Source organism: Nocardia blacklockiae, from assembly GCF_015477355.1.
Lineage (GTDB): Bacteria > Actinomycetota > Actinomycetes > Mycobacteriales > Mycobacteriaceae > Nocardia > Nocardia blacklockiae.
Map to the genome: position 1 here is coordinate 451,200 of NZ_JADLRJ010000004.1, position 26,804 is coordinate 478,003.

28 protein-coding genes are annotated in these 26,804 nt (G+C 68.8%); 9 read left to right on the plus strand and 19 right to left on the minus strand.

Annotation, left to right across the window (positions count from 1 at the left end; genetic code table 11):
- Window positions 1-108: 108 nt before the first annotated feature.
- Window positions 109-1,284, minus strand: a complete 1,176-nt coding sequence (locus tag IU476_RS14890; RefSeq protein WP_195100502.1) for an NAD(P)/FAD-dependent oxidoreductase — start codon at window positions 1,282-1,284, stop codon at window positions 109-111.
- 205 nt (window positions 1,285-1,489) lie between these two features.
- On the opposite strand from IU476_RS14890, the gene IU476_RS14895 reads away from it, so the two are divergent.
- The 5 genes from IU476_RS14895 to IU476_RS14915 all read left to right on the plus strand — a co-directional run bounded on the left by IU476_RS14895 (window position 1,490) and on the right by IU476_RS14915 (window position 6,946).
- Window positions 1,490-1,837 (plus strand): SPW repeat domain-containing protein, encoded by a 348-nt coding sequence (locus IU476_RS14895; protein ID WP_195100504.1) that lies wholly within the window; start codon window positions 1,490-1,492, stop codon window positions 1,835-1,837.
- The gene (locus IU476_RS14900; protein WP_195100506.1) at window positions 1,837-2,466 is read left to right on the plus strand and encodes a TetR/AcrR family transcriptional regulator; all 630 of its coding nucleotides are present in this window, start codon (window positions 1,837-1,839) and stop codon (window positions 2,464-2,466) included. The genes IU476_RS14895 and IU476_RS14900 overlap by 1 nt, the downstream gene beginning before the upstream one ends.
- A 172-nt stretch (window positions 2,467-2,638) precedes the next feature.
- Complete coding sequence (locus IU476_RS14905; RefSeq protein ID WP_195100508.1) at window positions 2,639-3,013, plus strand: BlaI/MecI/CopY family transcriptional regulator; 375 nt, start codon at window positions 2,639-2,641, stop codon at window positions 3,011-3,013.
- 354 nt (window positions 3,014-3,367) lie between these two features.
- Complete coding sequence (locus IU476_RS14910; RefSeq protein WP_195100510.1) at window positions 3,368-5,593, plus strand: SulP family inorganic anion transporter; 2,226 nt, start codon at window positions 3,368-3,370, stop codon at window positions 5,591-5,593.
- A gap of 111 nt (window positions 5,594-5,704) precedes the next feature.
- A complete protein-coding gene (locus tag IU476_RS14915; protein ID WP_195100512.1) occupies window positions 5,705-6,946 on the plus strand; it encodes a lipase family protein in 1,242 nt (413 codons plus the stop codon).
- A 549-nt stretch (window positions 6,947-7,495) separates the two neighbouring features.
- Here the strand turns inward: IU476_RS14915 and IU476_RS14920 are convergent.
- Entirely contained in the window at window positions 7,496-8,134 is a 639-nt protein-coding gene (locus IU476_RS14920; protein ID WP_195100514.1) for a hypothetical protein, read from the minus strand.
- A 313-nt stretch (window positions 8,135-8,447) separates the two neighbouring features.
- On the opposite strand from IU476_RS14920, the gene IU476_RS14925 reads away from it, so the two are divergent.
- On the plus strand, window positions 8,448-8,648 hold the full coding sequence (locus tag IU476_RS14925) for a hypothetical protein (protein WP_195100516.1): 201 nt from the start codon (window positions 8,448-8,450) through the stop codon (window positions 8,646-8,648).
- Here IU476_RS14925 and IU476_RS14930 read toward each other — a convergent pair.
- The 9 genes from IU476_RS14930 to hppD all read right to left on the minus strand — a co-directional run bounded on the left by IU476_RS14930 (window position 8,632) and on the right by hppD (window position 16,192).
- Window positions 8,632-8,820: a DUF5615 family PIN-like protein gene (locus IU476_RS14930; protein ID WP_195100519.1), complete on the minus strand. Its 189-nt coding sequence runs from the start codon at window positions 8,818-8,820 to the stop codon at window positions 8,632-8,634. The genes IU476_RS14925 and IU476_RS14930 overlap by 17 nt on opposite strands.
- Before the next feature lies 1 nt (window position 8,821).
- Window positions 8,822-9,199, minus strand: a complete 378-nt coding sequence (locus IU476_RS37055; RefSeq protein ID WP_324194063.1) for a DUF433 domain-containing protein — start codon at window positions 9,197-9,199, stop codon at window positions 8,822-8,824.
- A complete protein-coding gene (gene tuf, locus IU476_RS14940; protein ID WP_195100522.1) occupies window positions 9,153-10,343 on the minus strand; it encodes an elongation factor Tu in 1,191 nt (396 codons plus the stop codon). The genes IU476_RS37055 and tuf overlap by 47 nt, the downstream gene beginning before the upstream one ends.
- Window positions 10,344-10,419: 76 nt before the next feature.
- Window positions 10,420-12,522, minus strand: a complete 2,103-nt coding sequence (gene fusA, locus IU476_RS14945) for an elongation factor G (protein ID WP_195100523.1) — start codon at window positions 12,520-12,522, stop codon at window positions 10,420-10,422.
- Window positions 12,523-12,715: 193 nt separating this feature from the next.
- Window positions 12,716-13,186: a 30S ribosomal protein S7 gene (gene rpsG, locus IU476_RS14950; RefSeq protein WP_187685393.1), complete on the minus strand. Its 471-nt coding sequence runs from the start codon at window positions 13,184-13,186 to the stop codon at window positions 12,716-12,718.
- Window position 13,187: 1 nt separating this feature from the next.
- Entirely contained in the window at window positions 13,188-13,562 is a 375-nt protein-coding gene (gene rpsL, locus IU476_RS14955; protein WP_014353064.1) for a 30S ribosomal protein S12, read from the minus strand.
- Window positions 13,563-13,881: 319 nt separating this feature from the next.
- Complete coding sequence (locus IU476_RS14960) at window positions 13,882-14,433, minus strand: DUF3558 domain-containing protein (RefSeq protein ID WP_324194064.1); 552 nt, start codon at window positions 14,431-14,433, stop codon at window positions 13,882-13,884.
- A 7-nt stretch (window positions 14,434-14,440) separates the two neighbouring features.
- The gene (locus IU476_RS14965) at window positions 14,441-14,971 is read right to left on the minus strand and encodes a DUF3558 domain-containing protein (protein WP_195100524.1); all 531 of its coding nucleotides are present in this window, start codon (window positions 14,969-14,971) and stop codon (window positions 14,441-14,443) included.
- A gap of 30 nt (window positions 14,972-15,001) precedes the next feature.
- Entirely contained in the window at window positions 15,002-16,192 is a 1,191-nt protein-coding gene (gene hppD, locus IU476_RS14970) for a 4-hydroxyphenylpyruvate dioxygenase (RefSeq protein WP_195100525.1), read from the minus strand.
- A 135-nt stretch (window positions 16,193-16,327) separates the two neighbouring features.
- On the opposite strand from hppD, the gene IU476_RS14975 reads away from it, so the two are divergent.
- Entirely contained in the window at window positions 16,328-16,846 is a 519-nt protein-coding gene (locus IU476_RS14975; RefSeq protein ID WP_195100526.1) for an Lrp/AsnC family transcriptional regulator, read from the plus strand.
- Window positions 16,847-16,856: 10 nt separating this feature from the next.
- On the opposite strand, the gene IU476_RS14980 is transcribed toward IU476_RS14975, so the two are convergent.
- The 8 genes from IU476_RS14980 to IU476_RS15015 all read right to left on the minus strand — a co-directional run bounded on the left by IU476_RS14980 (window position 16,857) and on the right by IU476_RS15015 (window position 25,108).
- Window positions 16,857-17,504 carry a GntR family transcriptional regulator gene (locus IU476_RS14980; RefSeq protein ID WP_195100527.1) on the minus strand — a complete coding sequence of 216 codons (648 nt, stop codon included), beginning with the start codon at window positions 17,502-17,504 and terminating at the stop codon, window positions 16,857-16,859.
- Window positions 17,505-17,533: 29 nt separating this feature from the next.
- A complete protein-coding gene (locus IU476_RS14985; protein WP_228823667.1) occupies window positions 17,534-18,526 on the minus strand; it encodes an isopenicillin N synthase family dioxygenase in 993 nt (330 codons plus the stop codon).
- Window positions 18,527-18,545: 19 nt separating this feature from the next.
- Window positions 18,546-19,709: a nitrate ABC transporter substrate-binding protein gene (locus IU476_RS14990; RefSeq protein WP_195100530.1), complete on the minus strand. Its 1,164-nt coding sequence runs from the start codon at window positions 19,707-19,709 to the stop codon at window positions 18,546-18,548.
- A gap of 18 nt (window positions 19,710-19,727) precedes the next feature.
- A complete protein-coding gene (locus IU476_RS14995; protein WP_195100532.1) occupies window positions 19,728-20,576 on the minus strand; it encodes an ABC transporter permease in 849 nt (282 codons plus the stop codon).
- Window positions 20,576-21,364 carry an ABC transporter ATP-binding protein gene (locus tag IU476_RS15000; protein WP_195100534.1) on the minus strand — a complete coding sequence of 263 codons (789 nt, stop codon included), beginning with the start codon at window positions 21,362-21,364 and terminating at the stop codon, window positions 20,576-20,578. The genes IU476_RS14995 and IU476_RS15000 overlap by 1 nt, the downstream gene beginning before the upstream one ends.
- 104 nt (window positions 21,365-21,468) lie before the next feature.
- The gene (locus IU476_RS15005; RefSeq protein ID WP_195100536.1) at window positions 21,469-22,809 is read right to left on the minus strand and encodes an amidohydrolase family protein; all 1,341 of its coding nucleotides are present in this window, start codon (window positions 22,807-22,809) and stop codon (window positions 21,469-21,471) included.
- A gap of 127 nt (window positions 22,810-22,936) precedes the next feature.
- Window positions 22,937-24,058, minus strand: a complete 1,122-nt coding sequence (locus IU476_RS15010; RefSeq protein ID WP_324194065.1) for a winged helix DNA-binding domain-containing protein — start codon at window positions 24,056-24,058, stop codon at window positions 22,937-22,939.
- Window positions 24,059-24,133: 75 nt separating this feature from the next.
- On the minus strand, window positions 24,134-25,108 hold the full coding sequence (locus IU476_RS15015; protein WP_195100538.1) for an NADPH:quinone oxidoreductase family protein: 975 nt from the start codon (window positions 25,106-25,108) through the stop codon (window positions 24,134-24,136).
- Window positions 25,109-25,228: 120 nt separating this feature from the next.
- On the opposite strand from IU476_RS15015, the gene IU476_RS15020 reads away from it, so the two are divergent.
- Window positions 25,229-25,549, plus strand: a complete 321-nt coding sequence (locus tag IU476_RS15020; protein WP_195100540.1) for a WXG100 family type VII secretion target — start codon at window positions 25,229-25,231, stop codon at window positions 25,547-25,549.
- On the plus strand, window positions 25,546-26,721 hold the full coding sequence (locus tag IU476_RS15025) for a transglycosylase SLT domain-containing protein (RefSeq protein WP_195100543.1): 1,176 nt from the start codon (window positions 25,546-25,548) through the stop codon (window positions 26,719-26,721). Before IU476_RS15020 ends, IU476_RS15025 begins: the two co-directional genes overlap by 4 nt.
- Window positions 26,722-26,804 lie beyond the last annotated feature (83 nt).

Below are 26,804 nucleotides of genomic sequence, written 5' to 3' on the forward strand. Positions count from 1 at the left end.
ACCCCCACCCCCACACGCACCCATCCCGACCCGCCGGTAAGCGGCATGCCACCCGCCCACACGCACCCTCGTGGTCGAGGCACCCTCACCGCTCGGGCGGAAACGGTGTCAATGCCCGGGTGCGTCTGCGAGCTTGGCGCGCATCTTCATGACCGCGCCGGTTCTGCCCGCGCCGACGACGGCGGTCAGGACGCCGTTCGCGAAGTAGTGGGCGAGGAATTTGCGGCCGTCGTCGTCGAGGACGCGGACCTCGTCGGCGGCGGCGGGGGTGCCGAGGACCTGGATCTTCAGGTCGTACTGGTCGCTCCAGACGTAGGGGACGCGGGCGGCGGCCGGGGGTTGGCCGCCGGTGAGGGCGGCGGCCAGGAGCTGGGCCTGCTCGCCCGCGTTGGTCCAGTGCTCGACGCGCTTGTGCCCGCCGGACGAGTGCCGCCAAGCGGCCACGTCGCCGACCGCCCACACGCCCGGGACCGAGGTGCGGCCGACCTCGTCGGCGAGCACGCCCCCTCCGGCGGCGCGCTCGGCGAGCGGGATGCCGGAATCGGCGAGCCATTCGGTCACCGGCACCGAACCGACGCCGATCACCACCAGGTCCGCCGCCACCTCGCCGCCGTCCGACAGCCGCACCCCGCGCACCGAATCATCCGCGACGACAAGCGAATCCAGCCCGACGCCGCAGCGCAGGTCGACACCCTCGGCCCGGTGCAGGCGGCCCACCAGCGCGCCGACCTGCTCGCCCAGCGCGGCGGCCAAGGGCTGCGGTTGCGGCTCCACCAGCACCACGTCCACGTCGCGGGCGCGCAGGCTGGCCGTGACCTCGCAGCCGATGAACCCCGCGCCGACCACTACCGCGCGGGCGGCGTCGGCAAGGGCGTCGCGCAGCGCGGCCGCGTCCTCGTGCCGGCGCAGCACGTGCACCCCGGCGGCCTCGGGCAACCCCGGAATCCGCTTGGGCCGCAACCCGGTGGCGATGATCAGCTGGTCGTAGTCGAGTGCGCCGCCGTCGGCGAACAGCACGCGGCGCGCGGCCGTGTCCACCCCGGTCGCGGCCGCGTCCAGGCGCAGCCGAATGTCCTTCTCGGCGAAGAACTCCGGGGGCCGCAGCGTGGTGTCGTCGGTCTCGCCGCGCACGAACTGCTTGGACAGCGGCGGGCGGTCGTAGGGCAGCCGCCCTTCGTCGCCGACCAGGATCAGCTCGCCGGAATATCCGGCCCGGCGCAGCTCCTCGGCGGTGCGCAGCCCGGCCAGACCCGCGCCGACTACAACAATGGGCCGGTCGGTCATCGCATCTCCCCCTGGTCCGGAGTCACGGTCGCTGCTACGCACTGCACGTCGATCGACACTATGGTAGAACGCGTTCTAATTCCATCAGGGTGACGACCGCCACACGCGGAGCCGGGCGAAATCTTGTCCGATCCGGTATTGATCGGGCGGTCAATCAGGTCTATACCGGGAGGTGAACATATCCCCAGTCCTCGAGGAGGCAACCATGTTCAGCGAGAGTCGCGCGCAGGACTTCGTAGCCGTCGTGCTCGGCGTCTTCACCGCGCTGTCACCCATCTGGGTGGACACCAGCACCCGGGCGATGTGGACGCTGATCGTGCTCGGCGTGCTGATCGCCCTGACCGGTCTGGCGCAGCTGGCGCGTCCGGCGATGTCCGAGATGGACTACGCGATGGGCGTGCTCGGCGTGCTGCTGTTCCTCTCCCCCTGGGTGCTGAACTACGACGCGTTCAGCGGCGCGTCCTGGACCGCGTGGATCGTGGGCGTATTGACCGTCGTGGTCGCCGTGGCGGCGCTTCCGCAAGTGACGGCGCGGCTGCATACTGCTCACTGATGCATATGCCCAAACCCCGTCGAGCGGGGCGTCGCCGGAGCCGCGAGGTCGACGGCGACGCCCGTCAGCTCATCCTGGACGCCGCCGAGAACCTTTTCGCGGCACAGGGTTTCGACGCCACCGCCACGGCGGCGATCGCCGCGGCGGCCGGTGTCCCGAAGGGCTTGGTCTTCTACTACTTCCCCACCAAGGATTCGATCCTGTCGGCGCTGATGGCCGAGCGCGTGCCCGCCCATCCGCTCGCCGACATCGACACCGTCGTCACCCCGGGCGATCCGGCCACCAGCCTGGTCGCCCTGGATGCCGCGCTGAACCTGCGCGACCACCACTCCTCGGTGCTGCGGGTGATCATGTGGCGCGAGGCCGACACCCACCCCGACGTCCGTAAACAGTTGCGGCGCATCCGCGATCAACTGCTCGACGTCACCGCCCGGGTCCTCCAGGCCAGCGCTCCCGGCCCGGTACAGCCCGGCACGCTGCGCGCCTGCGCGACCGCGTGGGTGTCCGCGGTGCTGGCCATCACCACCACCGACCGCCTGCACACCCTCGACGGCCTCACCCTGCCCACCACCGACGAGATCCTGAAACTCTCCCAGGTCATCGCCGCGGGCATGACCCAATTGGGCTGAGCCGCTTTCCGATGCCGCCGTGCCGCCGATGATTTACGCTCAGCGTACGTAGATCGTGCCGCGGCGAACCGTCGGCGCGTGACACGGATGCGGTCCGTCGTGCCGGCGACGCCGCATCCGGCATCGGTGCGCGACAGCGGCGGCCGAGCCGTGACGATGAGGGAGAACGGCCGTGGGTGCACGGGATTTCGGTGACCTGGAGGCCGTGGTGATGGACCGGGTCTGGCGGCGCGCGTCGCCGACGACGGTCCGCGAGGTGTTCGAGGAATTGTCCGCCGAACGCGAGATCGCCTACACCACGGTGCTGTCCACCATGGACAATCTGCGTCGTAAGGGCTGGCTGGAGCGGGAACGCGCCGGGCGGGCCTACCGCTATCGCGCGGTGCTCACCCGCGAGCAGTACAGCGCGCGGCTGATGCGGGAGGCGCTGGGCGGCGGCGGCCGGGCCGATCTCGTCCTGGCGCACTTCGTCGACGACATCAGCGCCGAACAGTCCGACAGTTTGCAGGCGGCGCTGTGTGAGCGGGTGCGCCGCGACGCCGAGTGAGGTCGGTCCGTCGGCCCGTATCGCACCAGGTACGCGCCGGTACGGTAATTGCGCCGCCACTCTTCCCACCTTTGGAAGGCGTTGCGGGTCAAAGAGATTGCACGAACCGGACCCGGCATGCTACTACTGTCTACGTACGTAGGCAGTAGGTTTCGCGTCGTGCCGGCACACGGCGCGGAAACGCCGGCCGTTCGCGGCGGCGTTGTGGTCGGTCGGGTGGGTCTGTCCCCTCATCGGACTCACCCGAACGATCCCAGGCAGCCGACCACAGGCCACCCACCCCAGACGCGGTGACAGTGGCCGCGCCGCGTGCTTCCCGATCACGCGGTCGCGGCCGCCCCGGTGAGGAGAAACATGTCCACCGACACCGATACGACGTCCGGCTCGGAGACCTCGCCGCGGAACTGGTCCGATCGTCTGTCTTCTGTTACGCGCCATGATCTGCCCGCGTCGATTGTGGTGTTTCTGGTCGCTTTGCCGTTGTCGCTGGGTATCGCGATCGCGTCGGATGCTCCTATCGCCGCGGGTTTGATCGCGGCCGCGGTCGGCGGGATCGTGGTGGGGGTGCTGGGCGGTGCGCCGTTGCAGGTGTCGGGTCCGGCGGCGGGATTGACGGTGGTGGTCGCGGAGACCATTCATCAGTTCGGGTGGAAGACAACGTGTTTCATCACGGTGGCGGCGGGGCTGTTGCAGGTGGTGTTCGGGTTGTCGCGGATCGCGCGGGCGGCGTTGGCGATCGCGCCGGTGGTGGTGCACGCGATGCTGGCCGGGATCGGGGTGACGATCGCGTTGCAGCAGGTGCATGTGCTGCTGGGCGGCTCCTCACGCAGTTCGGCCTGGGAGAATCTGACGGAGTTGCCGGGTCAGTTGCTGCACTTGCACGGTGCCGATGTGGTGATCGGGTTGATCGTGATCGGGATCATCGTGGCGTGGCGGTGGATGCCGGCGCGGGTGAAGATCATCCCGGGCCCGTTGGTGGCGGTGCTGGTGGGGACGGTGTTGTCGCTGGTGCTGCCCGGGGATCCGGTGCGGATCGCGATCGAGGGATCGTTGTTCGACGCGATCGGCCTGCCCGGCCTGCCCTCGGGGGACTGGGGTGCGGTCGTGTTGGCGGTGCTGACGATCGCGTTGATCGCGAGTGTGGAATCGCTGCTGTCGGCGGTGGCGGTGGACAAGCTGCACACCGGGCCCCGCACCCATTTCGATCGGGAGTTGATGGCCCAGGGCGCGGCGAACGTGACCTCGGGGCTGCTGGGCGGGTTGCCGGTCACCGGGGTGATCGTGCGCAGTTCCACCAACGTCGCGGCGGGCGCGAAGTCCAAAGCGTCGGCGCTGCTGCACGGAGTGTGGATTCTGGTGTTCTCCATCGCGCTGGTCTCGGTGGTCCAGCAGATCCCGAAAGCCGCGCTGGCCGGGTTGCTGATCGTGGTCGGTGTGCAACTGGTGAAACTGGCCCACATCCGCCTCGCCCGGCGCACCGGGGATCTGGCGGTGTACGCGGTCACCATGGCCGCGGTCGTGTTCCTCAACCTCCTCGAAGGTGTGCTGATCGGGTTGGCGCTGGCGTTCGTGCTGCTGCTGTGGCGGGTGGTACGGGTCTCGGTGCACGCCGCACCCGTGACCGGCACGGAGCGGTGGATCGTCAGTATCGACGGCACCTGCACCTTCCTGGCGCTGCCGAAGCTGACCAAGGAACTGGCCAAGGTCCCCACCGGCACCGACGTACTCGTCGAACTCACCGTCGACTTCCTCGACCACGCCGCCTACGAAGCCATCCACGACTGGGCCCGCCAACACGAGAACACCAGCGGCACCGTCGAATTCGCCGAGATCGGCACCGCCCGCATGGAGCACGTGCTCACCGGCCCGCCGCGCCGCGGCCGCGCGCGGGGCATGCTCGACGGTGCCCTCGGCCCGTGGCGCGAGCGCAACGGCAACGCCGTGAACGCCGGGATCGCCGCCTACCACCGCGGCCACGCGCACGTGGTGCGGCCGCATCTGGACGAGCTGCGGGACAAGCAGGATCCGCACTCGCTGTTCCTCACCTGCGCCGATTCGCGGATCGTGCCGAACGTGATCACCAACAGCGGGCCCGGTGACCTGTTCACCGTCCGCAACGTCGGCAACCTCATCCCCGCCGACGGGTCCGACGCCTCGCTGGAGGCGGCCATCTCCTTCGCCGTCGAACACCTGCACGTGCGCAATATCGTCGTCTGCGGGCACTCGTCGTGCGGTGCCATGCGCGCCGTGCTCGAGGGCGGATCCGCCGGCCCCGGCCTCGACGACTGGCTCGCGCACGCGCGTCCCAGTCTGGCCCGGTTCCGCGCCGCGCCGCCGGTCGCCGCCGCGGCGGCCGCCGCCGGCTACGACGAGGTCGCCCAGCTGAGCATGGTCAACGTCGCCGTCCAATTGCAGACGCTGCAGGCGCACCCGATCGTGAGCCGCGCCATCGAGGAGCACGGCCTCACGGTGTCGGGGCTGTTCTTCGACATCGGCACCGCGCGGGTCGTCGAGATCACCGCCGACAGCGTCAACGAGATCAGCGACACCGACATCGCAACCGATCACACGACCAGCTGAAACGTTCGAAATACCCGGCCGCACCGTCGGCGTGTTTGCGGTCCCTCCGCCCCGATCCGCACTTGAATACCACCTGCCCGGTCTTCCTGATCTGCGATTTTCGTGGAGGTCATGGATTTGACTCGTCAGACGATCGTGTCCCTCGCCGCACGCCGCGGACCCCGACGACTCCTGAGCGCGCTGCTCGGCACGGCGCTCGGGCTGGCCCTCGCCACACCGGTGCTCGCCCAGCCGGTCTACCCGCGGCCCGACCCCGATCCGTTCTTCGCCGCCCCCGCCGACCTCGCTGATCACCCGCCCGGCGCGGTGCTCGCGACCCGGCCGATGCCGCCGCTGCCGATGTTCCCGGGCACGACGGTCACGCTGGTCAAGTTCCGCTCTACCGATTCGCAAGGCCGTCCGATCCCGGCCACCACCACCGTGCTCACCCCCGCCAACCACCATCCCGGCGATCCGGTGCTGTCGTATCAGCACATCATCAACGGGCTCGGGTCGGAGTGCGCGGTCTCGCACGTGCTGTACACCGCCGACCCGAATCTGCAAGTGCGCGAGGCGCCGGCGTTGAACGTGCTGCTCGCGCGCGGCTGGAGCGTGGCACTGCCGGACCACCTCGGTCCGCGGTTCGCCTACGGCGCGGCGCGGCTGGGCGGGCAGATCACGCTGGACGGCATCCGGGCGATCAAGCAGGTGCCGGAGCTGGGCGCCGAAGGCAGCCGGGTCGCCATGGCCGGCTACTCCGGCGGCGGGATGGCGACGGCCTGGGCCGCGGCGCTGCAACCGCGGTACGCCCCCGAGCTGGACATCGCGGGCGCGGCCACCGGCGGCGTGCCGATGAATCTGATGACCATGGTGCAGGCGCTGGGCACCAACTCCCATCCGGCCTTCGGGTTGGCGATGGCCGCGGCGATCGGGCTGGAGCGCGAGTATCCGGAGCGGCTACCGATCAGTGAATACATGAACGCCCGCGGGCTCGCCGCCCGCGACGCGATGGCCGACGGGTGCACCAACGAGATCCTCGCCGCCGGCGCCGGGCGCAACGCCCTCGAATTCGCCCGCAGCACCGATCTGATCGAAAGTCCCGAGGCGCGCGCCGTGGTCGAGGAGAACAGCCTGGAACTGTTCGACGGAGTGCCGGAAATACCTGTGTTCGAATGGCATTCGCCGACCGACCCGCTGATCCCGATCGACGCGATCGTCAATACCAACCGGCGCTACTGCGCGGCCGGGGTGCGGTTGCTGGCCGAGATCAACCCGTCGCCGGAGCACCTGTCGGCGGCCGTCCTGGGCTTGCCCTCGATGGTGAACTGGCTGGATGCCCGTCTGCGCGGCGAGCCCGCGCCGTCCAACTGCTGAGCCGGAGCCCGGCGGGCACGCCCTGAACTCGTCATGGTGCGGGGATAGCATGGCGGCTATGACGGATGCCGATTTCGCCAGCTTCGGGGAACCCAATCGCAGACGGCCGGAGGGATCTCGCCTCACCACGCCGGTCAACGATTCGACCCCGGCGCCGGTGAACGGCCTCACCGGCATCGACAACGGCCACAGCCCGTTCGGGCCGGAGATGCAGTGGAACCCGCCGGATTTCGCCACGCAGTGGGCCAATGCCGCGACCCGGCCGGCTGCCCCGCCCGAACCGGCGGGGCAGCCGGAGTCGCTGATGTCGGCGCCCGACGCGGTGACCATCCGGCCCGAATCCACCACGCAACCCACCGATCCGGGCCTACGCCGGTCGGACGCGCCGGAGCCGCCGAACGGCCGGCTCTCCGGCGCCGATTCCGTTGCCTCCTGGGCCGACTCGCTGGGCCCGCGCGATACCGCGAACCACCACACCGGCCCGATCACCCGCGCCGAGCACATCACGCCCCGCACGGAGTCGAGCATCCCGCGCACGGAAGCCCGCTCCTACGCGCCCCGAACCGACTTCGCCACAACACAACCGAGCTCTTTCTCCGCACCGGCAGAACCGTCCGCCGCCCAACCCGCCTCTTTCTCCACCGGCGATTCCGCACCGCGAACAGGCCCCTTCTCCTCGCCTGGAGAACCCGCCGCACCACAGTCGGGGCCCTTCTCCACATCGGGCGAAACCGCGGCAGCGCAGTCAGGGTCTTTCTCCACAACGGCCGAAACCGCCGCACGGCAGTCAGGGACCTTCTCCACAACAGCCGAAGCCGCAGCACGGCAGTCAGGGACCTTCTCCACAACGGCCGAAGCCGCAGCAGCGCAATCGGGGTCTTTCTCCGCGTCGGGCGAAACACCGCAGTCGGGGCAGTTCACCGCAGGCGAATCCGGCACGGCGCGCACCGGCTCGTTCTCCCTGTCGGGTGGATCTGCCGCGCCGCGCCCGGAAACCTTCACAGGGGCAAGGGATTCCGACGCAACCCGTACGGGATCGTCCTCGGCGCCAGAAGAATCCAGTACATCGCGGACGAATTCACACTCCTCGCCGAACGATTCCGGCTCCCTCCGTGCCGCCGCCCTGTCCTCCACGAACAACGCCGCGCTCCCGCGCAGGAACTCGCACTCGGCTCCGAGCGAATCCACCGCGCACCACAATGGTTCTGCCGCAGGGGGATTCCCCGCAAACGAATCCACGGCGCTGCGGCGAGGAGCACTGTCCTCCCCGGGCGAGTCCCCCACCGCGCGGGAAAACACTTCCGCCACAGGCGAATCGTCTACCACTCGGTCGGAATCGCCTACGCCTCAGGGCGAATCGACCACACCCCGACGCAATTCCTTCCCCTCCCGCACGGAGACCCCGTCCACACCCCCGACCCGCCGCAACGCCCACCGCCACACCAACGCCCCGGACGACTCCCCCACCGCCGTGGACGTCCATTTGGTGATGCGCCTCCTGATGACCAGCCACAACCTGGAATCCATCGCCAAGAAGGCCGAGGCCGGCGACATCTCCCTCACCGAATTCATCGCCGCCGCCCACCGCACCCGCACCGTAGCCGTAGACCTCGTCTCCGCCTGGTTCGGCGGCGCCGACCAAATGCGCCAATTCGCCGAGGCCCTATTAGCCGCCACCGATCCCGTCAGCGAATCTCGATAATCTTCTCCCCCGCCCGCAACATCTCCACCGCGGTCGGCAGAATCGGCAAGAATGCTTCCAGCAGTACCTTTTTCGAACAATTGCCTATCCTGAGCCAGACGACGGCAGGCACCGGCCCCTCCCCGCGTGTGCGGCCGATCAGGATGAAATCCTCGTCCTTGGTGACGATCAATTCAAGAGGCGGTCCGGAGGATCGGGTGATCCGCTTCGGCCGCGGCGAATGCCAAGCAGGCACGGATGTCCTCGCGCTCCAGGTACGGAAAGTCTTCGAGGATCGAGTCCTCGGTCTCGCCGGCTGCCAGCAGTTCGAGCACGTCTTTCACTCGGATGCGCATACCGCGAATGCACGGACGCCCGCCGAGCTGGTTCGGATCGAACGTAATTCTGGACACAGCATGATGATACCCACGTGCGAGCGGCACTTCAGCGAAAGCCGGCCGGGACGCCGATACACGCGAAAAGGGCCGTTCCCCAAGGGGAACGGCCCTTTCGGTAGAGCGCGTCTTACTTGATGATCTTCGTGACGCGACCGGCGCCGACGGTGCGGCCACCCTCGCGGATCGCGAAGCGCAGGCCCTCTTCCATGGCGACCGGCTGGATCAGCTTGACGCTCATCTCGGTGTTGTCGCCCGGCATGACCATCTCGGTGCCCTCGGGGAGGGTGACGACACCGGTCACGTCGGTGGTGCGGAAGTAGAACTGCGGGCGGTAGTTGTTGAAGAACGGGGTGTGGCGGCCGCCCTCGTCCTTCGACAGGATGTACGCCTGGCCCTCGAACTCCGTGTGCGGGGTGGTGGTGCCCGGCTTGATGACGACCTGGCCGCGCTCCACGTCCTCGCGCTTGATGCCACGCACCAGCAGGCCGACGTTGTCGCCCGCCTGGCCCTGGTCCAGCAGCTTGCGGAACATCTCGATGCCGGTGATGGTGGTCTTGGTCTTCTCCGGGCGGATGCCGACGATCTCGACTTCCTCGTTGACGTTGACCACGCCACGCTCGACACGACCGGTGACGACGGTGCCACGACCGGTGATCGTGAAGACGTCCTCGATCGGCATCAGGAACGGCTTGTCGGTCTCACGAACCGGGTCCGGGATCGACTCGTCGACCGCGTTCATCAGCTCGACGATCGACTCGGCCCACTTCTCGTCGCCCTCCAGCGCCTTCAGGCCGGAAACGCGGACGACCGGAGCGTCCTCGTCGAACTCCTGCGAGGCCAGCAGCTCGCGGACCTCCATCTCGACGAGCTCGAGGATCTCCTCGTCGTCGACCATGTCCGACTTGTTCAGCGCGACCAGGATGTAGGGCACGCCGACCTGACGGGCGAGCAGCACGTGCTCGCGGGTCTGCGGCATCGGGCCGTCGGTGGCCGCCACGACCAGGATCGCGCCGTCCATCTGGGCGGCACCGGTGATCATGTTCTTGATGTAGTCGGCGTGGCCCGGCGCGTCGACGTGGGCGTAGTGCCGCTTCTCGGTCTGGTACTCGACGTGGGAGATGTTGATCGTGATACCACGAGCCTTCTCCTCCGGAGCCTTGTCGATCTGGTCGAACGCAAAGCTCTGGTTCAGGTCCGGGTACTTGTCGTGCAGAACCTTGGTGATAGCCGCCGTCAGCGTGGTCTTGCCGTGGTCGACGTGACCGATGGTGCCGATGTTGACGTGGGGCTTCGTCCGCTCGAACTTCGCCTTCGCCACTTGATGTCCTCCTGGACTTGTTGGTGCTTGCTATGCAGCAGTGCGGTTTGTACTTACTGGGTCGTGCGTGACCGACTTATTCGCCGGTCGCCTTGGCGATGATCTCCTTCGACACGTTGGCCGGAACCTCCGCGTACGAATCGAACACCATGGAGAAGTTCGCCCGGCCCTGGGTCTTGGACCGCAGGTCACCGATGTAGCCGAACATCTCCGAGAGCGGAACCAGCGCCTTGACGACACGGGCACCACTGCGTTCCTCCATGGCCTGGATCTGGCCACGGCGGGAGTTCAGGTCGCCGATCACGTCGCCCATGTACTCCTCGGGCGTGGTGACCTCGACGGCCATCAGCGGCTCGAGGATCACCGGACCGGCCTTGCGGGCCGCTTCCTTCAGCGCCTGCGCACCCGCGATCTTGAACGCCATTTCCGAGGAGTCGACCTCGTGGTAGGCGCCGTCGAGCAGCTTCGCCTTCAGGTTGACCAGCGGGTAACCAGCGAGGACACCGTACTGCATGGCGTCCTGGATGCCGGCGTCCACCGAGGGGATGTACTCGCGCGGGACGCGGCCACCGGTGACCTTGTTCTCGAACTCGTAGGTCGCGCCGTCCTCGCCGGTGAACGGCTCGAGCGCGATGATCACGCGCGCGAACTGGCCCGAGCCACCCGTCTGCTTCTTGTGGGTGTACTCGTGCTTCTCGACCGGCTTGGTGATGGTCTCACGGTAGGCCACCTGCGGCTTGCCGATGTTGGCCTCGACCTTGAATTCGCGCTTCATGCGGTCGACGTAGATGTCGAGCTGGAGCTCGCCCATGCCGCCGATGACGGTCTGGCCGGTCTCCTGGTCCAGCTTCACGTTGAAGGTGGGGTCCTCCTCCGCGAACTTCTGGATGGCGGTGCCCAGCTTCTCCTGGTCGGCCTTGGTCTTCGGCTCGATGGCCACCTCGATGACCGGGTCCGGGAAGGACATGGACTCCAGCACGATCTGGTTCTGCGGATCGCACAGGGTGTCGCCGGTGGTGGTGTCCTTCAGGCCGATGACCGCGTAGATGTGGCCGGCCTGGGCCTCATCGATCGGCTGCTCCTTGTTGGAGTGCATCTGGAACAGCTTGCCCAGCCGCTCCTTCTTGCCCTTGGTCGAGTTGATGACCTGGGCGCCGGAGGCGACCTTGCCGGAGTACACGCGCACGTAGGTCAGCTTGCCGAAGAACGGGTGCGTCGCGACCTTGAACGCCAGCGCCGCGAACGGCTCGCTGGGGTCGGCGTTGCGGTGCAGGATCTCTTCCTCGTTGCCCGGGACGTGGCCGTCGGTGCCGCCGTCGTCCAGCGGGTTGGGCAGGTAGTCGATCACCGCGTCCAGCATCGGCTGCACGCCCTTGTTCTTGAACGCCGAACCACAGAGCACCGGGTAGAGCTCCGAGTTGACGGTCAGCTTGCGGATGGCGCCCTTGATCTCCTCGATCGTGAGCTCCTCGCCGCCGAGGAACTTCTCGAGCAGCTCCTCGTCCGACTCGGCGACGGCCTCGAGCAGTTCCTGGCGGTACTGCTCGGCGCGCTCGGCCAGGTCGGCCGGGATCTCGGTGGTCTCGTAGGACTCGCCGAGCTTGGTCTCGCCCTTCCAGACCTTCGCCTTCATCTCGACCAGGTCGACGATGCCCTCGAAGTCGTTCTCCGCGCCGATCGGCAGCTGGATGACCAGCGGCTTGGCACCGAGGCGGTCCTTGATGGTCTGGACCGTGAAGTAGAAGTCGGCGCCCAGCTTGTCCATCTTGTTGACGAAGCAGATGCGCGGGACGTCGTACTTGTCGGCCTGCCGCCAGACCTGCTCGGACTGCGGCTCAACGCCCTCTTTGCCGTCGAAGACCGCAACCGCGCCATCGAGAACGCGCAGCGATCGCTCCACCTCGACCGTGAAGTCGACGTGACCCGGCGTGTCGATGATGTTGATCTGGTTGTCTTTCCAGAAGCAGGTCGTCGCGGCCGACGTGATCGTGATGCCGCGCTCCTGCTCCTGAGCCATCCAGTCCATCGTGGCCGCGCCGTCGTGGACCTCACCGATCTTGTAGGTGATACCGGTGTAGAAGAGAATGCGTTCGGTTGTCGTGGTCTTGCCGGCATCGATGTGGGCCATGATGCCGATGTTGCGGACCTTGTTGAGGTCGGTGAGCACGTCCTGTGCCACGGAAATCTTCCCCGCTCGTAGCTAGTTGGGATTTTCGGGAACGACCCTGGCTCCGTGTCGGAGGCCCAGAGGCCATCACTTTTTCAACGTCGGACGCGGCCTGCGAGTGCCATGTCCGACTGTGACTCGCCTCCCGGCTCCGATCCTGGCGCGGTGCCCGGGCGGGCACCGCTGCGGAGGCCCGGGAGTCGACTCACCAGCGGTAGTGCGCGAAGGCCCGGTTCGACTCGGCCATCTTGTGGGTGTCCTCGCGACGCTTCACCGAGGCGCCCAGCCCGTTGCTGGCATCCAGTAGCTCGTTGGCCAGCCGCTCGACCATGGTCTTCTCGCGGCGCTGCCGGGAGAAGTTCACCAGCCAGCGCAGCGCCAGGGTGTTGGCGCGACCCGGACGGACCTCGACCGGCACCTGGTAGGTGGCGCCACCGACACGGCGGGGCTTCACCTCGAGGGAGGGCTTCACGTTGTCGAGCGCGCGCTTGAGCGTGACGACCGGGTCGGTGCCGGTCTTCTCGCGCGCCTGCTCCAGCGCCGCGTAGACGATGCGCTCGGCGGTGGACTTCTTGCCGTCCAGCAGGATCTTGTTGACCAGCTGGCTGACCAGCGGCGACCCGTAGACCGGGTCGTTGATCAGCGGACGCTTGGGAGCGGGGCCCTTGCGCGGCATATCAGCTCTTCTCCTTCTTCGCGCCGTAGCGGCTGCGGGCCTGCTTGCGGTTCTTCACACCCTGGGTGTCGAGCGAACCGCGGATGATCTTGTAGCGCACACCCGGGAGGTCCTTCACACGACCGCCGCGCACGAGCACCATCGAGTGCTCCTGCAGGTTGTGGCCCTCACCGGGGATGTAGGCCGTGACCTCGACCGCGCTGGTCAGGCGAACACGCGCGACCTTGCGCAGCGCGGAGTTCGGCTTCTTCGGGGTCGTGGTGTACACGCGGGTGCACACGCCACGACGCTGCGGGCTCCCCTTCAGGGCCGCGGTCTTCGTCTTCGCGACCTTGTCGCGGCGACCCTTGCGGACCAGCTGGTTGATGGTTGGCATATACCGGCTTTCTTTATTCAGTAACCAGGTGTCTGGAGTTCTTCACGTGTGCGTCATCGAGCTTTCACCCGCCCGCCCGGATCCGCGTTCCTCGCGTCCCGAGGTCGGGCGTGTCGCGCGCGTCGCATGCCTACTTTTCCGGGCACGCTGAAACGGTCGGCCGCTCTCGCTGGCTTACGTCCTGCACACGAACTTGCCCGCTAGCTTCCGGGCACAGCGATCCACGATACCCGTCGGCGCGGCGGGGGGCAAAAGCGGGTACCCCGTGGTAGGCGAGGCACGGCGCCGGAGTCGCGATATCGGGTTGTCGAGCTAGTCGTTATCGGGCCAGGTTCAACGTCAACTCTGCCAGTTTCCGGGCTCCTTCGCACGGATCCGGATGTCCCGATCCCGCACGATAGTTCACCCACCACCCGACGATGCCGGTATCGGCCGCGGGCGCCATCACTCCGCAGGAGTCGGCGTCGTTGGGCCGGTGCACCTGCAACGCGCGGCGACCCTGCACGGTCACGTCCGTAGTGCTGTAACCGAGCCGATCGTTGTTCTGTTTCTCGTTGGGTAGCGACCCCATCTCGTACCAGTTCAGCGTGGCCATGCCGTCGCCGCCGGGGGTGCCCAGCAGGTCCCACATGCACACCGCGCCGTTGAACGAACTCGACACGCTCTGCGCGCCGGTCGACTTCGCGATCTCGTCCTGCGCCACCACGTCGCACTCGCGCAGCAACTTGTCGAAGTTCATGTTGACCGAGCTGCCGCCGCCGGCCGGCTGCGCGTCGCCCGGCACCGTGCGGCCGCATCCGCCCAGCGCCAATGCCGCCGACACGGCCACCGCGCAGAGGGCCGCGGCCCTCGCTCCCGTTCGCACGCTCACGCCGCCCTCACTTCAATCGCTGCACGGTCAGCTCGGCCATCTTGCGGTTCTTCGCGCACGGGTCGCCGCCGAGCTGACCGAACAGGCCGGCGGAGGTGGACCATTCGAAGAAGTCGTCGCCGAGTTGCACGGCCAGGTCGCAAATGCTGCCGTCGGCCGTGGCGTCCTGGAAGCCCTGGTGCCCGGCGACCTCGATGCTCTCCGGATTGCGGCCCTGCGCGGTGACCCAGGCGCGTTCCCGCTCGATCGGGCTACCGCGGTAGGACGCGAAGGTGACGCTCGGCGAGCCCGCGCCGGCCGACTGCCAGTTGCAGCCGACGGAATTCTTGAACGACCGCGAAATCTGCGGCAACCGGCCGAGATCCCGCACCTCGTCGTCGGTCAGGCCGCCGCACTCCCCCGTGAACGGGCCCAGGGTGGCCACCTTCAGCGGCGGGCGCACGGCCGGGGATGCACTGCCCGAGTCGTCGCCCGAACCGCAGGCCGTGAGCAGCGTTGCGAGAGCCGCCCCTAGGACGATCGCCGACGTGATCCGCATAGAGGCGACTGTACTGGGCGGCGCGGGTCTTCACAGATTCCCGCGGGCCTGCTGCTCGCGTTCGATGGCCTGGAACAGGGCCTTGAAGTTGCCCTTGCCGAAGCCCAGGGAGCCGTGCCGCTCGATGAGTTCGAAGAAGACGGTGGGGCGGTCGGTGAGGGGTTTGCAGAAGATCTGCAGCAGGTAGCCGTCCTCGTCGCGGTCGACCAGGATGCCGCGGGACTGCAACTGCTCCACCGGGACTCGGACGCGTCCGATCCGGTCACGCAGTTCGGGGTCCTCGTAGTAGGTGTCCGGCGTGTCGAGGAATTCGACGCCCTCGCGGCGCAGCGCGTCGACCGTGCCGAGGATGTCCGAGGTGGCCAGCGCGATGTGCTGGACGCCGGGACCGCGGTAGAACTCCAGGTACTCGTCGATCTGGGACTTCTTGCGGCCCAGGGCCGGCTCGTTGAGCGGGAACTTCACCCGGTGGTTCCCGTTGGCGACGACCTTGCTCATCAGCGCGGAGTAGTCGGTGGCGATGTCGTCGCCGACGAATTCGGCCATGTTCTCGAAACCCATGACGCGCCGGTAGAACTCGACCCACCGATCCATCTGCCCGAGTTCGACATTGCCGACCACGTGATCGATCGCCTGGAACAACCGGCGCGGCGCGTCCTCGCGCGGCACGAAGCCGGACCGCCTGGCGACATAGCCCGGCAGGTAGGGGCCCTCGTAGCCGGAGCGGTCGACGAGCGTGTGCCGGGTCTCGCCGTAGGTCGCCAGCGCCGCGGAGCGCACGGTGCCGAATTCGTCGCTCTCGTCGTGTGGTTCGACGAGCACCGTGGCGCCGTGCGCGCGCGCCCACTCGACGCACCGGTCGACGTCGGGCACCTCGAGCGCGATGTCCACGATGCCGTCGCCGTGCCGGTCATGGTGCGCGACAAGCGGACTCGCCGGGTCGACGGCACCCTGCACCACGAATCGCGCACTGCCGCTGCGTAATACGAAGGACTTGTGGTCGCGCGTGCCGGTCTCCGGACCGGCGTAGGCCTCCAGCCGCATCCCGAAGGCCGACTGTAGGTAGTGGGCGAACTGGGTCGCGTTGCCGACCGCCCAGACCAGTGCGTCCCAGCCGAGCACGGGGAACGGGTCGCGCCGGGCGTCGTGGTCGACCAGCCCGACCAGGCGACGGAGAGCGGCGTCCGAGGGCAGGGCTTCGCTGCGCTGATCGGTAGTCATGTCTCCAGATAATCGTCCCGGCGTCGTACTGAGCAATATCGCCGAAATTCGATAGACATCCTGGCGAATTGCGCCACCGAACCACCGGTGATGCTGGACAATTTGAATAGATCACGAGCACGGACGGAGACGACGATGGCACGCACCGCGGCCAAGCTGGACGAACTGGATCTGGCGATCCTCGCCGCCATGCACGAGTACCAGAAGGCGGGCATCCTCGAGCTGTCCCGGCGCACCCGCGTGGCCCGCGCGACGGTGCAGTCCCGCATCGCGCGCATGGAGGAGTCCGGGGTCATCTCGTCCTACGATCCGCAGATCGACGTCACCGCAGCCGGTTTCGACGTGCAGGCGTTCGTCACGCTGGAGATCGCGCAGGGCGCGCTGGACGCGGTGGCCGCGGACCTGGATGCGATCCCGGGGGTGCTGGAGGCCTACGCCACCACCGGTTCGGGCGACGTGCTGTGCCGCATCGGCGCGGATTCGCACGCCGGGTTGCAGTCGGTGCTGCTGAGTATCGATCGCAGCGGCGCGGTGGTCCGCTCGCACAGCGTGATCGTGTTGTCGACGGTGGTGCCGCCGCGCACCCTGCCGCTGCTGCGGACCCTCACCCCCGCCGGCACCAGCAAGGCCCCGGCCTACCGCAACCACTCCTGACCGCCTCGGCTCACCGCCGCCGCAGCCGGGTGATCAGGCCGCGGACGTGGCCCTCGGCGGCGGCGCGGGCCTCGTCGGGATGTCCCGACTCCAGCGCCTCCACGATGCGCCGATGCTCGCGCAGCGCGATGCGGCGGTTGGCCGCACTGCGCCACAGATCGCCGCGGTACAGGTGGGCCTGCGCCTCCAGCCGGGCCAGTTCGGCGACGAGCGTGCGGTTGGCGGACCGGTCGCGGATGAAGGCGTGGAACTCCAGATCCAGCTCGGTGTCGCGCGCCGGGTTCGGGTCGCCGCTCAGGTTCTCCTCCTGCGCGGCCATCATGGCGTTCAGCTGGGCCAAGTCGGCGACCGTGATCCGGAGGGCGGCCGCGGCGGCGGCCGACCCGTCGAGCACGGCGCGCACCGCCAGCACGTCGCACACCTGGTCGTCGTCGATGGTCGCGACGCGGGCACCGGCGTGCGGGACGGCCACGGCCAGACCCTCGTAGATCAGCTGCTGCACCGCCTCGCGCACGGGACTGCGGCTGACGCCGAGCCGGATCGACAGGGCGGGCACGCTCAGCGGCTCGCCCGGCGCCAGCTCACCCGACAGCACCAGCTGCCGCAGCCTGCGGTGCACGGATTCGCCGAGCAGCGCCGCGCCTTCCGCCTCGGTCATCGTTGTTCCTTCCCGGTCGTCGCCCCACGCTACTGCCGCGGCCGGTAGTTGGCCCGCACCCGCTGGGCGAGGAAGTCCGCCGCGGTCACCGGCGGGTAGGTGCCGCGCGGCCCCGCGATCACCGCGTCCCGGTCGGCCTGGGCGAAGTAGGCGATGCTGTAGCGGTCCCCTTGATATTCGTCGGGGCCCGGGCCGCGGACCCGGTGGAAGTTGGACGGCAGCAGGTCGTCGCTCCAGCGGGTGAGCATGTCACCGATGTTGCAGGTGATCAGCGACGAGGACGGGACGATCGAGGTCCATCGTTGATCTCGCATCTCCCTGCCCGGGCACACCTGCAGGCCGCCCTGCCCGTCGCGCTGGAAAAGCAGTGTCAGACAGTCGAAGTCGGTGTGTGCGCCGGCTCGCCAGTGGCCCGGCGCGCCGCGCGACTCCGGCGGGACGGCGAAGTAGTGCAGCAGCCGCAGCGTGCTCTGGTAGTGGCCGGACTCGGGATTGTGGGCGGCCGTGAAATGGTCGCGGGGCAGCCCGAGGCGATCGGCGAAGCAGGACAGCACCCGCATCGCGACGGTCCAGCACCGGTGCTCGAAATCCGTTACGGCCGAGACGAATCCGGGCAGCTCGTCCGCAGCGGGCCACAGCCCCGCCATATGCGGCCGGGTGACCTGGTAGGACTCCTTGCGATCCGGGACACCGATGGACGGGCGGACCTGGCTCATGCTCTCCCACCCGGCGTTGTTCTCCTTGACCAGGGGATACTTCTCCTTCACCGATTCCGGCAGCGCGAAGAACCGCGTGGTGAGTTCGAAGACGGCGTCGATCGTGGCCTGCGCGATGCCGTGGCCGGAGAGCTGGAAGAAGCCGATCTCGGTGGCGGCGGTCCAGAGCTGGTCGGTGATCTCGGCACACCGGGCGTCGAAGTCGGTCAGGTCGATCACGCGGATCTCGCGGTCCGCGGTCTCGCTGCCCAGCCCGCCCATCTGCTGTTCGCGGGCCACTTCGGACAGGTCGTAACTGGCGGTCATCATCGTCCTTTCGGGGAGGTCAGCGGTCGGCGCCGACGGTGGGATCGAGAAATTCGGTGGTCACCAGGTCGTGGGCGGACAGCCCATCGGGCACCGCGTTGCCGCCGCGGCGCAGGATCGGGGCGAACTCGTCGATCACCCGCTGCACCCGGGCATAGTCGAAACTGCCCAGCACGCCGTCGGTGTCGTTGCCGATCAACCCGCCGTCGATCAGCGACTTCGAGGCGTAGGCGGCCAGCTCGGCGCTGTAGGGCGTGAAATTCGGGTTCGCGGCCACCACGTCGGTGACCACCTCGTTCACCGGCTGCGGGTCGGCCCGGAAGCGCGCGGTGGCGCGCTGGATCATCGGCACCAGCCGCTGCAGGCACGGCCGCAGCTCGTTCACGCGATCGGCACGGACGTTGACCGTGCGCGCGTAACCCTCGTACCCGACGTCCCGAAGCAGTTGGTACGCAACGGGTTTGTTCCACGCCCGCAGTTCGTTCCGGTAGACGTAGGGCTCGGAGTTGAGGAAGCCCTGCTGCGCGAAGGACGGGTCGGAGACGAAGCGGGAGGGCGAATTGTCGTAGGAGGCATCGATCTGCCCGGGCCGCAGCAAACCCCGCGATACCAGCCAGTCCGGATACAGCTGTCCCTGCGACACCACCACGGGGGCGCCGGATCTGCCGATGTCGGCGATGTCGTGCCAGTCCGGATGGGTCTTCGGATCCCACATCAGCAGCTGCGGACTGGCGCGCAGCAGAGTGGTCACCCCGACGATCCGCTGCTGACCGGCGGCGGCTACGGCCTGCTCGGAGTGGGCCAGACCCAGCGTGATGCCCGGATCGACGTACATCTGCGAGGGCACGGTCTGGAAGCCGATCGCCGCGCCGCCCGCCCGGATCTCCAGCTTCACCCCCGTGTCCCGGCCGTCGACGACGAGCGGGCCGGTGACCTTGTTGTGCTCGGCGTCCACCCGGTAGCCCGGACCTAGCAGTCCGAAGATCGGGCCGGAATCGGTCTCCGGTTCCCATTGCAGCTGCACCACCACGGTGTCGGGGCAGTGCCCGGCCAGCTGTTGTTCCGGTGGCGCGGCGGGCAGGTCGACCGGCGCGGCGCCCGGGTCGGACCCGCTGCAGGAGGTCGCGGCGACGACCGCGAAGGCGGCCAGCGCGGCGACGCCGAATCGGCGCACGAATGTCATGAGTGTTCTCCGAGAGGTTCAGCGGCCCGACGCATGCCAGCGGCCGACGGTGAGACGTTGCGCCACAGTGAAGATCGTGAAGACCACGACCCCGAACAGCGCCGCGAGCAGCAGGGCGGCGAGCAGGTCCTCCGACTGCAACCGGGCCCGATAGGTGTTGAGCAGCGTCCCGATGCCCGGCCGGCCCTGCGCGCAGAACATGTCGCCGACGATCGCGCCGGTGACCGAGAGCCCCGCGGCCGTGCGCAGCCCGGTCATGATCGACGGCAGCGCCGCCGGCAGTTCCAGCGACACCAGCCGCCGCAGCCGCCCGCAGCGGCCGAGCAGGAACAGCTCGCGCAGATTCGGGTCGACCGAGCGGACGCCGAACAGGGTCATCGCGATGATCGGGTGGACGGCGATGAGGACGCAGACGATGGTGCGCGCGGTGGTTCCGTAGCCGAACCAGAGTCCGATCAGCGGCACCACGGCGAGTACCGGGACCGCTTGCAACACAACGGTTTGCGGATAGACGATGCGCTCCAGCAACCGGGCCTGGCTCATCAGCACACCGATGCTGACGCCGAGCAGGACGGAGAGCGCCAGACCGGTCACCGCCACCCGGGCGGTCACCGAGAGCGCCCGCAGCATCACCTCGAGTTCGACCGGATCCAGGAGCGATTCGGTGAGGACGACGTGCGGCGGCGGCAGCAGGAACCGCCGGTCCGGCGCCAGCACCACCAGCGACACCAGATACCAGAGCGCCAGCACGAGACCGAAGGAGGCGACGGGCGCGCCGATCCGGCGCGCCGTCTTGCGTAGCAGCGGGCTGCGGCGGGTGGCCGCGCGGGCGAATCCGGCGCCCGCGGGCACGGCGATGCCGACCATCAGCAGGCCTCCTTCAGCAATGCGGAGATCCGCGAAACCTGTTGGGTGAAAGCGGGTTCGAAACGCATCTCGCGCTCCCGCGGGTAGGGCAGGCCGACGTCGACCACCTCGTGTATGCGGCCCGGCCGGGCCGACATCACCACCACGCGCGACCCGAGGAACACCGCCTCGGAGACGGAGTGGGTGATGAACACCGCGGTGAAGGCGGCGTCGCGGTACAACCGCAGCAGTTCCTCCTGCATGACCAGGCGAGTCATCTCGTCGAGCGCGCCGAACGGTTCGTCCAGCAGCATCAGCGCCGGTTCCAGCGCCAGCGCCCGGGCCAGCGACACCCGCATCCGCATGCCGCCGGACAGCTGATCGGGCAGCCGGTGGGCGAAGTCGGCCAGGCCGACCGCCGCGAGGGCTCGATCCGCCCGCGCCCGGCGCGTGGACCGGTCGACGCCCAGCAACTCGGCGGACAGCTCGACGTTGCGCCGCACCTTCCGCCACGGCAGCAGGGTCGCCTCCTGAAAGATGAAGCCGATCGAATCCGCCTGTACCGCAACCGTTCCCGCACTGGGCCGGTCGAGCCCCGCGGCGAGCCGGAGCAGCGTCGACTTGCCGCATCCCGACGGCCCGACGACGGTGACGAACTCCCCCGGCGCGATGTCGAGGTCGATGCCCGCCAGGGCCGTAACGCTGTCGCCGCCGCGACCCGGGAACTGTTTGCGCACCCCGGCGAAGGACACAGCGGCCGCCGAGACGGCAGGGGAATCGAGGTCCGGGAGGGAATCGTGCAGGAGCATCTCTCACCTACTTTCGAGACGACTTACGTGCAGTCGCCAGTTAATTTCAGTATTGATCCCGGCGATTACATGCAATCGCGGGGTTATTTCGAGTCTGTAAATAGTCATTGCATGTCCGACAGCATTTTCACGAGACCGAGCTCGTCGACGCGCGTACTGCGTCCGTCGCGGATCACGGCTTCTCCGTCGACCCACACCGTGTCCACCACCCGCGGTGAGGCGGCGGTCAGCAGGACCGCGCCCGGGTCGCGCACGGGCAGGCAGGCGAAATCCCGGTCGAAGCGGATCAGCGTGAGGTCGCCGCGGTCGCCGACGACCACGCCGCTCGGCGTCGGCGGGCGACCCAGCGCGCCGTCCGCGCCGCGGGTGGCCATCCGCAGCATGTCGTCGGCGCCGAGCACATCGGCGCGGGTCCGCGCGACGCGTTGCAGATAGGCGCCCATGCGCAGCGCGAGCAGCATGTCCTGGGTGTCGTTGCTGGCCGCGCCGTCGACCCCGAGCCCTACCGCCACCCCCGCCGCCAGCAACTGCGGCACCGGTGCGACGCCGCTGCCGAGCCGCATATTGCTCAGCGGGTTGTAGGACACCGCGACTCCGCGTTCGGCCAGCAGCCGCCGGGCGTCCGCGTCGGCCCGGCAGCAGTGCACGGCCAGTGTGCGGGGGCCGAGCAGACCGCCCGCGTCCAGATACTCGACCGCCGAGCAGCCGGCGTGCAGTCGGCACATCTCGTCGTCGGTGCCGGTCTCCGACAGATGAATCGACACGGTCTTGCCGGTCCGCCCCGCGTACTCCGCGACCGCCGCCATGCCTTCCGGCGTGAGGCAGCGCGGGTTCGGAACAGCCAGGGCGGTTTCGATCCGCGACCCGGCCAGGCGCGCGTCGAGGTCGGTGACATGGTCGAACACCGACGCGAGCGGCTGCATCAGGCGCGGATCCAGTCCCCAGCGCCGGGTGGCGTCGGCCCGATCGGCCACGCCGCGACCGAAGATCACGCGAATGCCCAGTTCGGTCAGCGCTCGCAGGGCCGCCTCGTGCACCGCCGCCGAGCGGTTCGGCCACATGTGTTCGACGACCGTCGTCACCCCGCCGCGCAGCAGCTCCAGACCACCGGCGAGCGCCGACAGGTAGGTCTGCTCGGCGGTCGCGGCCACGGTGTGCTCGCCCACGCGGCGCAGCCATTCCAGCAGCGGCAGTCCCTCACCCGCGCCGCGCAGCACCGCCTGCTGCAGGTGGGTGTGGGTGTTGACGAATCCGGGCAGCAGATGGCCGCCGTGGCCGTCGACGATCGGAAGTTCCGAGCCGGACCCGGCGCCGGGCCCGACGGCGGTGACGACACCGGACTCGACGACGACGTCCTGCCCGGACAACCAGCGGGGACCGGTCGCGGTCGCGGCGTAGACGGTGGCGCCGGAGATCACGACGGAGTGCGGACGGTTGCGCACCATGCGGCATTCCTCTCGGAAATGCGGCTGGTTCGCCCGCCGGATTCAGCGATGCACGTCGTCCGTTGCAGCCATGAACGTCGTGCCGCAGAGCCTAGCGCCGCCGTATTTCACCGCGGTTAAACCTCGTTCAGGGCTTGAGGTTCGCGCCGGGCGCGAGAATTTCCACGCTCGCGACCCGGCCCGGTTCCAGGAACGCCAGCAGTGCCGCTCCTTCGGCCTCGACCGCGGCTTGCTCGGCGGCCGACCAGGCGCGCTCGGGGGCGATGCGCAGCCGGGCCCGTTCGCGGTCGGTGAAGACCTTGTAGACCCCGGCGAGATAGCCGTCGACGAGGACCGGCGCGACCTGGGTCGCGGCGCGCTGCAGCGGCGGCGCGGCGCCGTCGGCGACCACCCGGGAGCGGTCCTGGTGGGACAGGTAGAGGTTGTCGTACCAGCCGAGGAAGCGGACCGGGGCGGGCAGGTCCGGGTCGGCGAGTTCGGCGTCGGCGGCGTCGTACAGGGTGCGGCCGCGCTCGTCGCGATAGCTGCGCACGCGGTCGCCCAGCCGGTCGACCGCCTCCTTGATGCCGAGCAGCCGCGACCAGGTCTGCACGTCCATGGTGGACGCGGGCCCGAAGGCGCGCAGGTAGCGAATCACCAACTCTTCCAACGGATAATCGTCGACCAGCGGCGTGCCCAGCCACGGCTCGATCCGCGACCAGACGGGCCGGCTGTTGTTCTTCCACAGCCCGCGCGGCGGCGTCTGCAGGACGGGCAGCTGGTACAGCCAGGTCTGCACCACGGCCCCGGGGTCGCGATCGGGAAACTCCGCGGCCGCACGGACGCTCAGGTCCGCCGCCGACATCGGCTCGTCACCCAGCGCTTGCTCGCCGCTGCGGCGCACCGTCTCGGGATCCAGGCCCACCATCGCGCCGTAGTTGAAACCCTTACGGAACGGCACCTTTTCGAGTTCCGGCTGGATGTGCGGGGCGATGCGCACCGCGTCGGCCGCGGTGACCAGGTGAATCGTCCCGCGCATCAAGGTGATTCGCACCAGCGAGCGGTCCCGCAGCCCCGCCGACACCGTCTCGGGATCGAAATCCCTTATCCGGCTCCACAATCCGACGAACGGCGGCGGCACATCCTGCGCCTGCAAACCCACCAGGTGCTCGCACATCCGCGCCACCGGCAGCTCCGAACGCTCCAGCAGATACTGGCGCGCCAGCAGGGTCCGGTTCAATACCCGGTTCGAGACGACATCAACGGTCACAACGGCCTCTCACAACATGGAAGCCGAGACACTACTGCACCGCCCGCCATCCCGACACCATCCCGGGTGCATGCCTCAGCGCAGCGCGACCACCACTTTGCCGGTGGCCGTGCGGTTCTCGAGGGCCGCGACGGCGGCGGCTGCCTGCTCGAGGGGGTAGACGGTGGCCTGCGGGGGCGCGATCTTGCCCGCGGAGAGCAGCGGTTCCACCTCGGCCCACTGTTCCTGCAGGTAGCCGGGGTGGGTGCGGACCCACTCGCCCCAGCCCGCGCCGACCACCTCGACGTTCTTCAGCAGCAGCCGGTTCACCTTGACCGTCGGGATGTCGCCGCCGGTGAAGCCGACGACCAGCACGCGGCCGCCCGGGGCCAGGGAGCGGATGCTGTCGGTGAAGCGGTCGCCGCCCACCGGGTCCAGCACGATGTCGATGCCGCGACCCTCGGTCAGCTCCTTCACCGCGTTCAGCCAGCCGTCGGTGAGTACCACGTCGGTGGCGCCGTTGGCGCGAGCCACCTCGGCCTTCTCCGCGGTGCTCACCACTGCGATCACCCGGCCCGCGCCGAGCGCCGCCGCCATGCGCAGCGTCGAGGTGCCGATGCCGCCGGCCGCGCCGTGCACCAGCACCGTCTCGCCCGGGGCCAGGCGGCCGCGGTTGCGCAGACAGAAGTGCACGGTCAGATCGTTGAACAGGATGCCGGCGCCGGCCTCCAGCGAGATGTTGTCGGGCAGCCTGAAGACCATCTGCGACGGCGTGACCGCCACTTCCGCGATCGCGTTGCCCAGCAGCGTCAGCGCCACCACTCGGTCGCCGGCGCGCACGTGCGAATCCGCGGGCGCGGTCCGGACGATCCCCGCGATCTCGCCGCCCACGACGAACGGCAACTCGGGCTTCATCTGGTAGAGGCCGCGGGTCATCAGCACGTCGGGGAACGCCACCCCGGCCGCGTGCACGTCGATGACCACTCCGCCCGGATACGCCGCCGGCTCCGGGATATCGACGACCTCGATGGATTCCGGTCCGTCGAGTTTGCTCACCTGCGCTGCACGCATGTATCGACCTCTCTGTCGCGGCTGCTCGCCACTAAGTTAACCGGTCTTCGCATGCGGCTGTCCACGGGACCGCATTTTGTTAAGCTCAAGGCCGCTGAGCTGAGCTGTCGAGGGGGACACATGGCAGGGCCGAACGATCCACCGGTCTCCGCGGTACGCGTGGATGTCGGTGCGCTGCAAACGTTCGCGAACGAGCTGCGCGGGGAGGCCGCGACCATCGGGGGGCTGCAATCCGGCCTCGCCGAGGCCGCGGGCGCGCTACCGGGCACCCAGTGGAGTGTGGCCTGCGGCCGGGCGAAGGACACGGTCGACAAGGCCCTGCACCGCATCGGCGACCGCCTGACCCGGGTCGCCGACGGCGTGCAGAACGCGGGCAAGGCCCTGGAACTCACCGATCAGGAATTCCGCGACAAGCTGACCACGATCGGACTGCACCCATGACCCTCTCGATCCCCGATGTCGAGAAGTGGCAGCCCGACCAGCTGACCACCGCGTCCACCGCGGTCGGCAAGCTGAGCACCGACCTGGACCAGGCCGTCCTCGGCGGCATCACCAAGACCCAGCAGCTCGGCAACGACAAGAAGTGGGACGGCGCGGCCGCGCAGGTCGCCGGCGACCGGATGAACACCGAGAAGCTGCGCGCCTCCGCGGTCAGCCAGGCGCTGCTCGAACTGCAGACGGCCCTGGGCCAGCAGGTGGAGAACCTGAACAACGCCAAGAAGGCCGTGCTGGACGCGCGGGACCGGGCGCTGCACCCCACCGACGAGACCCCGCCGCCCGACGGCTTCGAGGTGGCCGACGACGGCGTGGTCACCGCGAACGCCCGGAAGACGTACTGGGACAACCAATCCGGCCTGAAACCGGACGAGGTCCAGCAGAAGAAGATCGAGGAGGACCACAAGGCCGCGCTGCACCAGAGCGAGATCACCAACGCCCTGAAGCAGGCGGAGGTCGTCGCCGAGTCCGCGACCACGGCGGTGAACAACGCCGAGACGAAGCTCGCCCAGGCCCACAACGGCCTCGGCGACCCGGTGACGGGCGCGGGCGGCGTGACCCCGGCCCCCGCTCCGACCGCCCCGGCCGCCACCACGCCGGTCGCGGGCGCCCCGATCGCGAATCCCGCGCCGCAACCGGTGGGAAACAGCCATCACGGCAGCGGCACCAGCTACCACGGCGGCGGCTCGTACAGCGGCACGTCCTACACCGGCGGCCTGTCGTCCGGCTCGTCCGGCGGCCCGGTGGGTCCGATGCCCACCGGCACCCAGGCGGAGTGGATCGAGGAAGCCATCCGGGTGCTGCGCGAGCAGGGTTACGACATCAAGGATTCCGATGCGGCGATCATCGCGGCCATCATCGAGCACGAGTCCGGTGGCAATCCGCACGCGATCAACAACTGGGACAGCAACGCCGCGGCGGGCCATCCGTCGAAGGGCCTCATGCAGACCATCGACAGCACCTTCAACAGCTACAAGGTCGCTGGTCACGAGGACATCTGGAACCCGGTGGACAACATCGTCGCCGCGTCCCGATACTCGATCGACCGGTACGGCTCGCTGGGCAATGTGCCCGGTATCGCGGCCATGCGCGGGGGCGGCGGATATGTCGGCTACTGATCGGCATCCGCCCGGCACGCCCGCCGGACCGCACGTCGGCTACGTGTGAGTAGAACCATCTCGACGTAACGGTGTGACGTGCG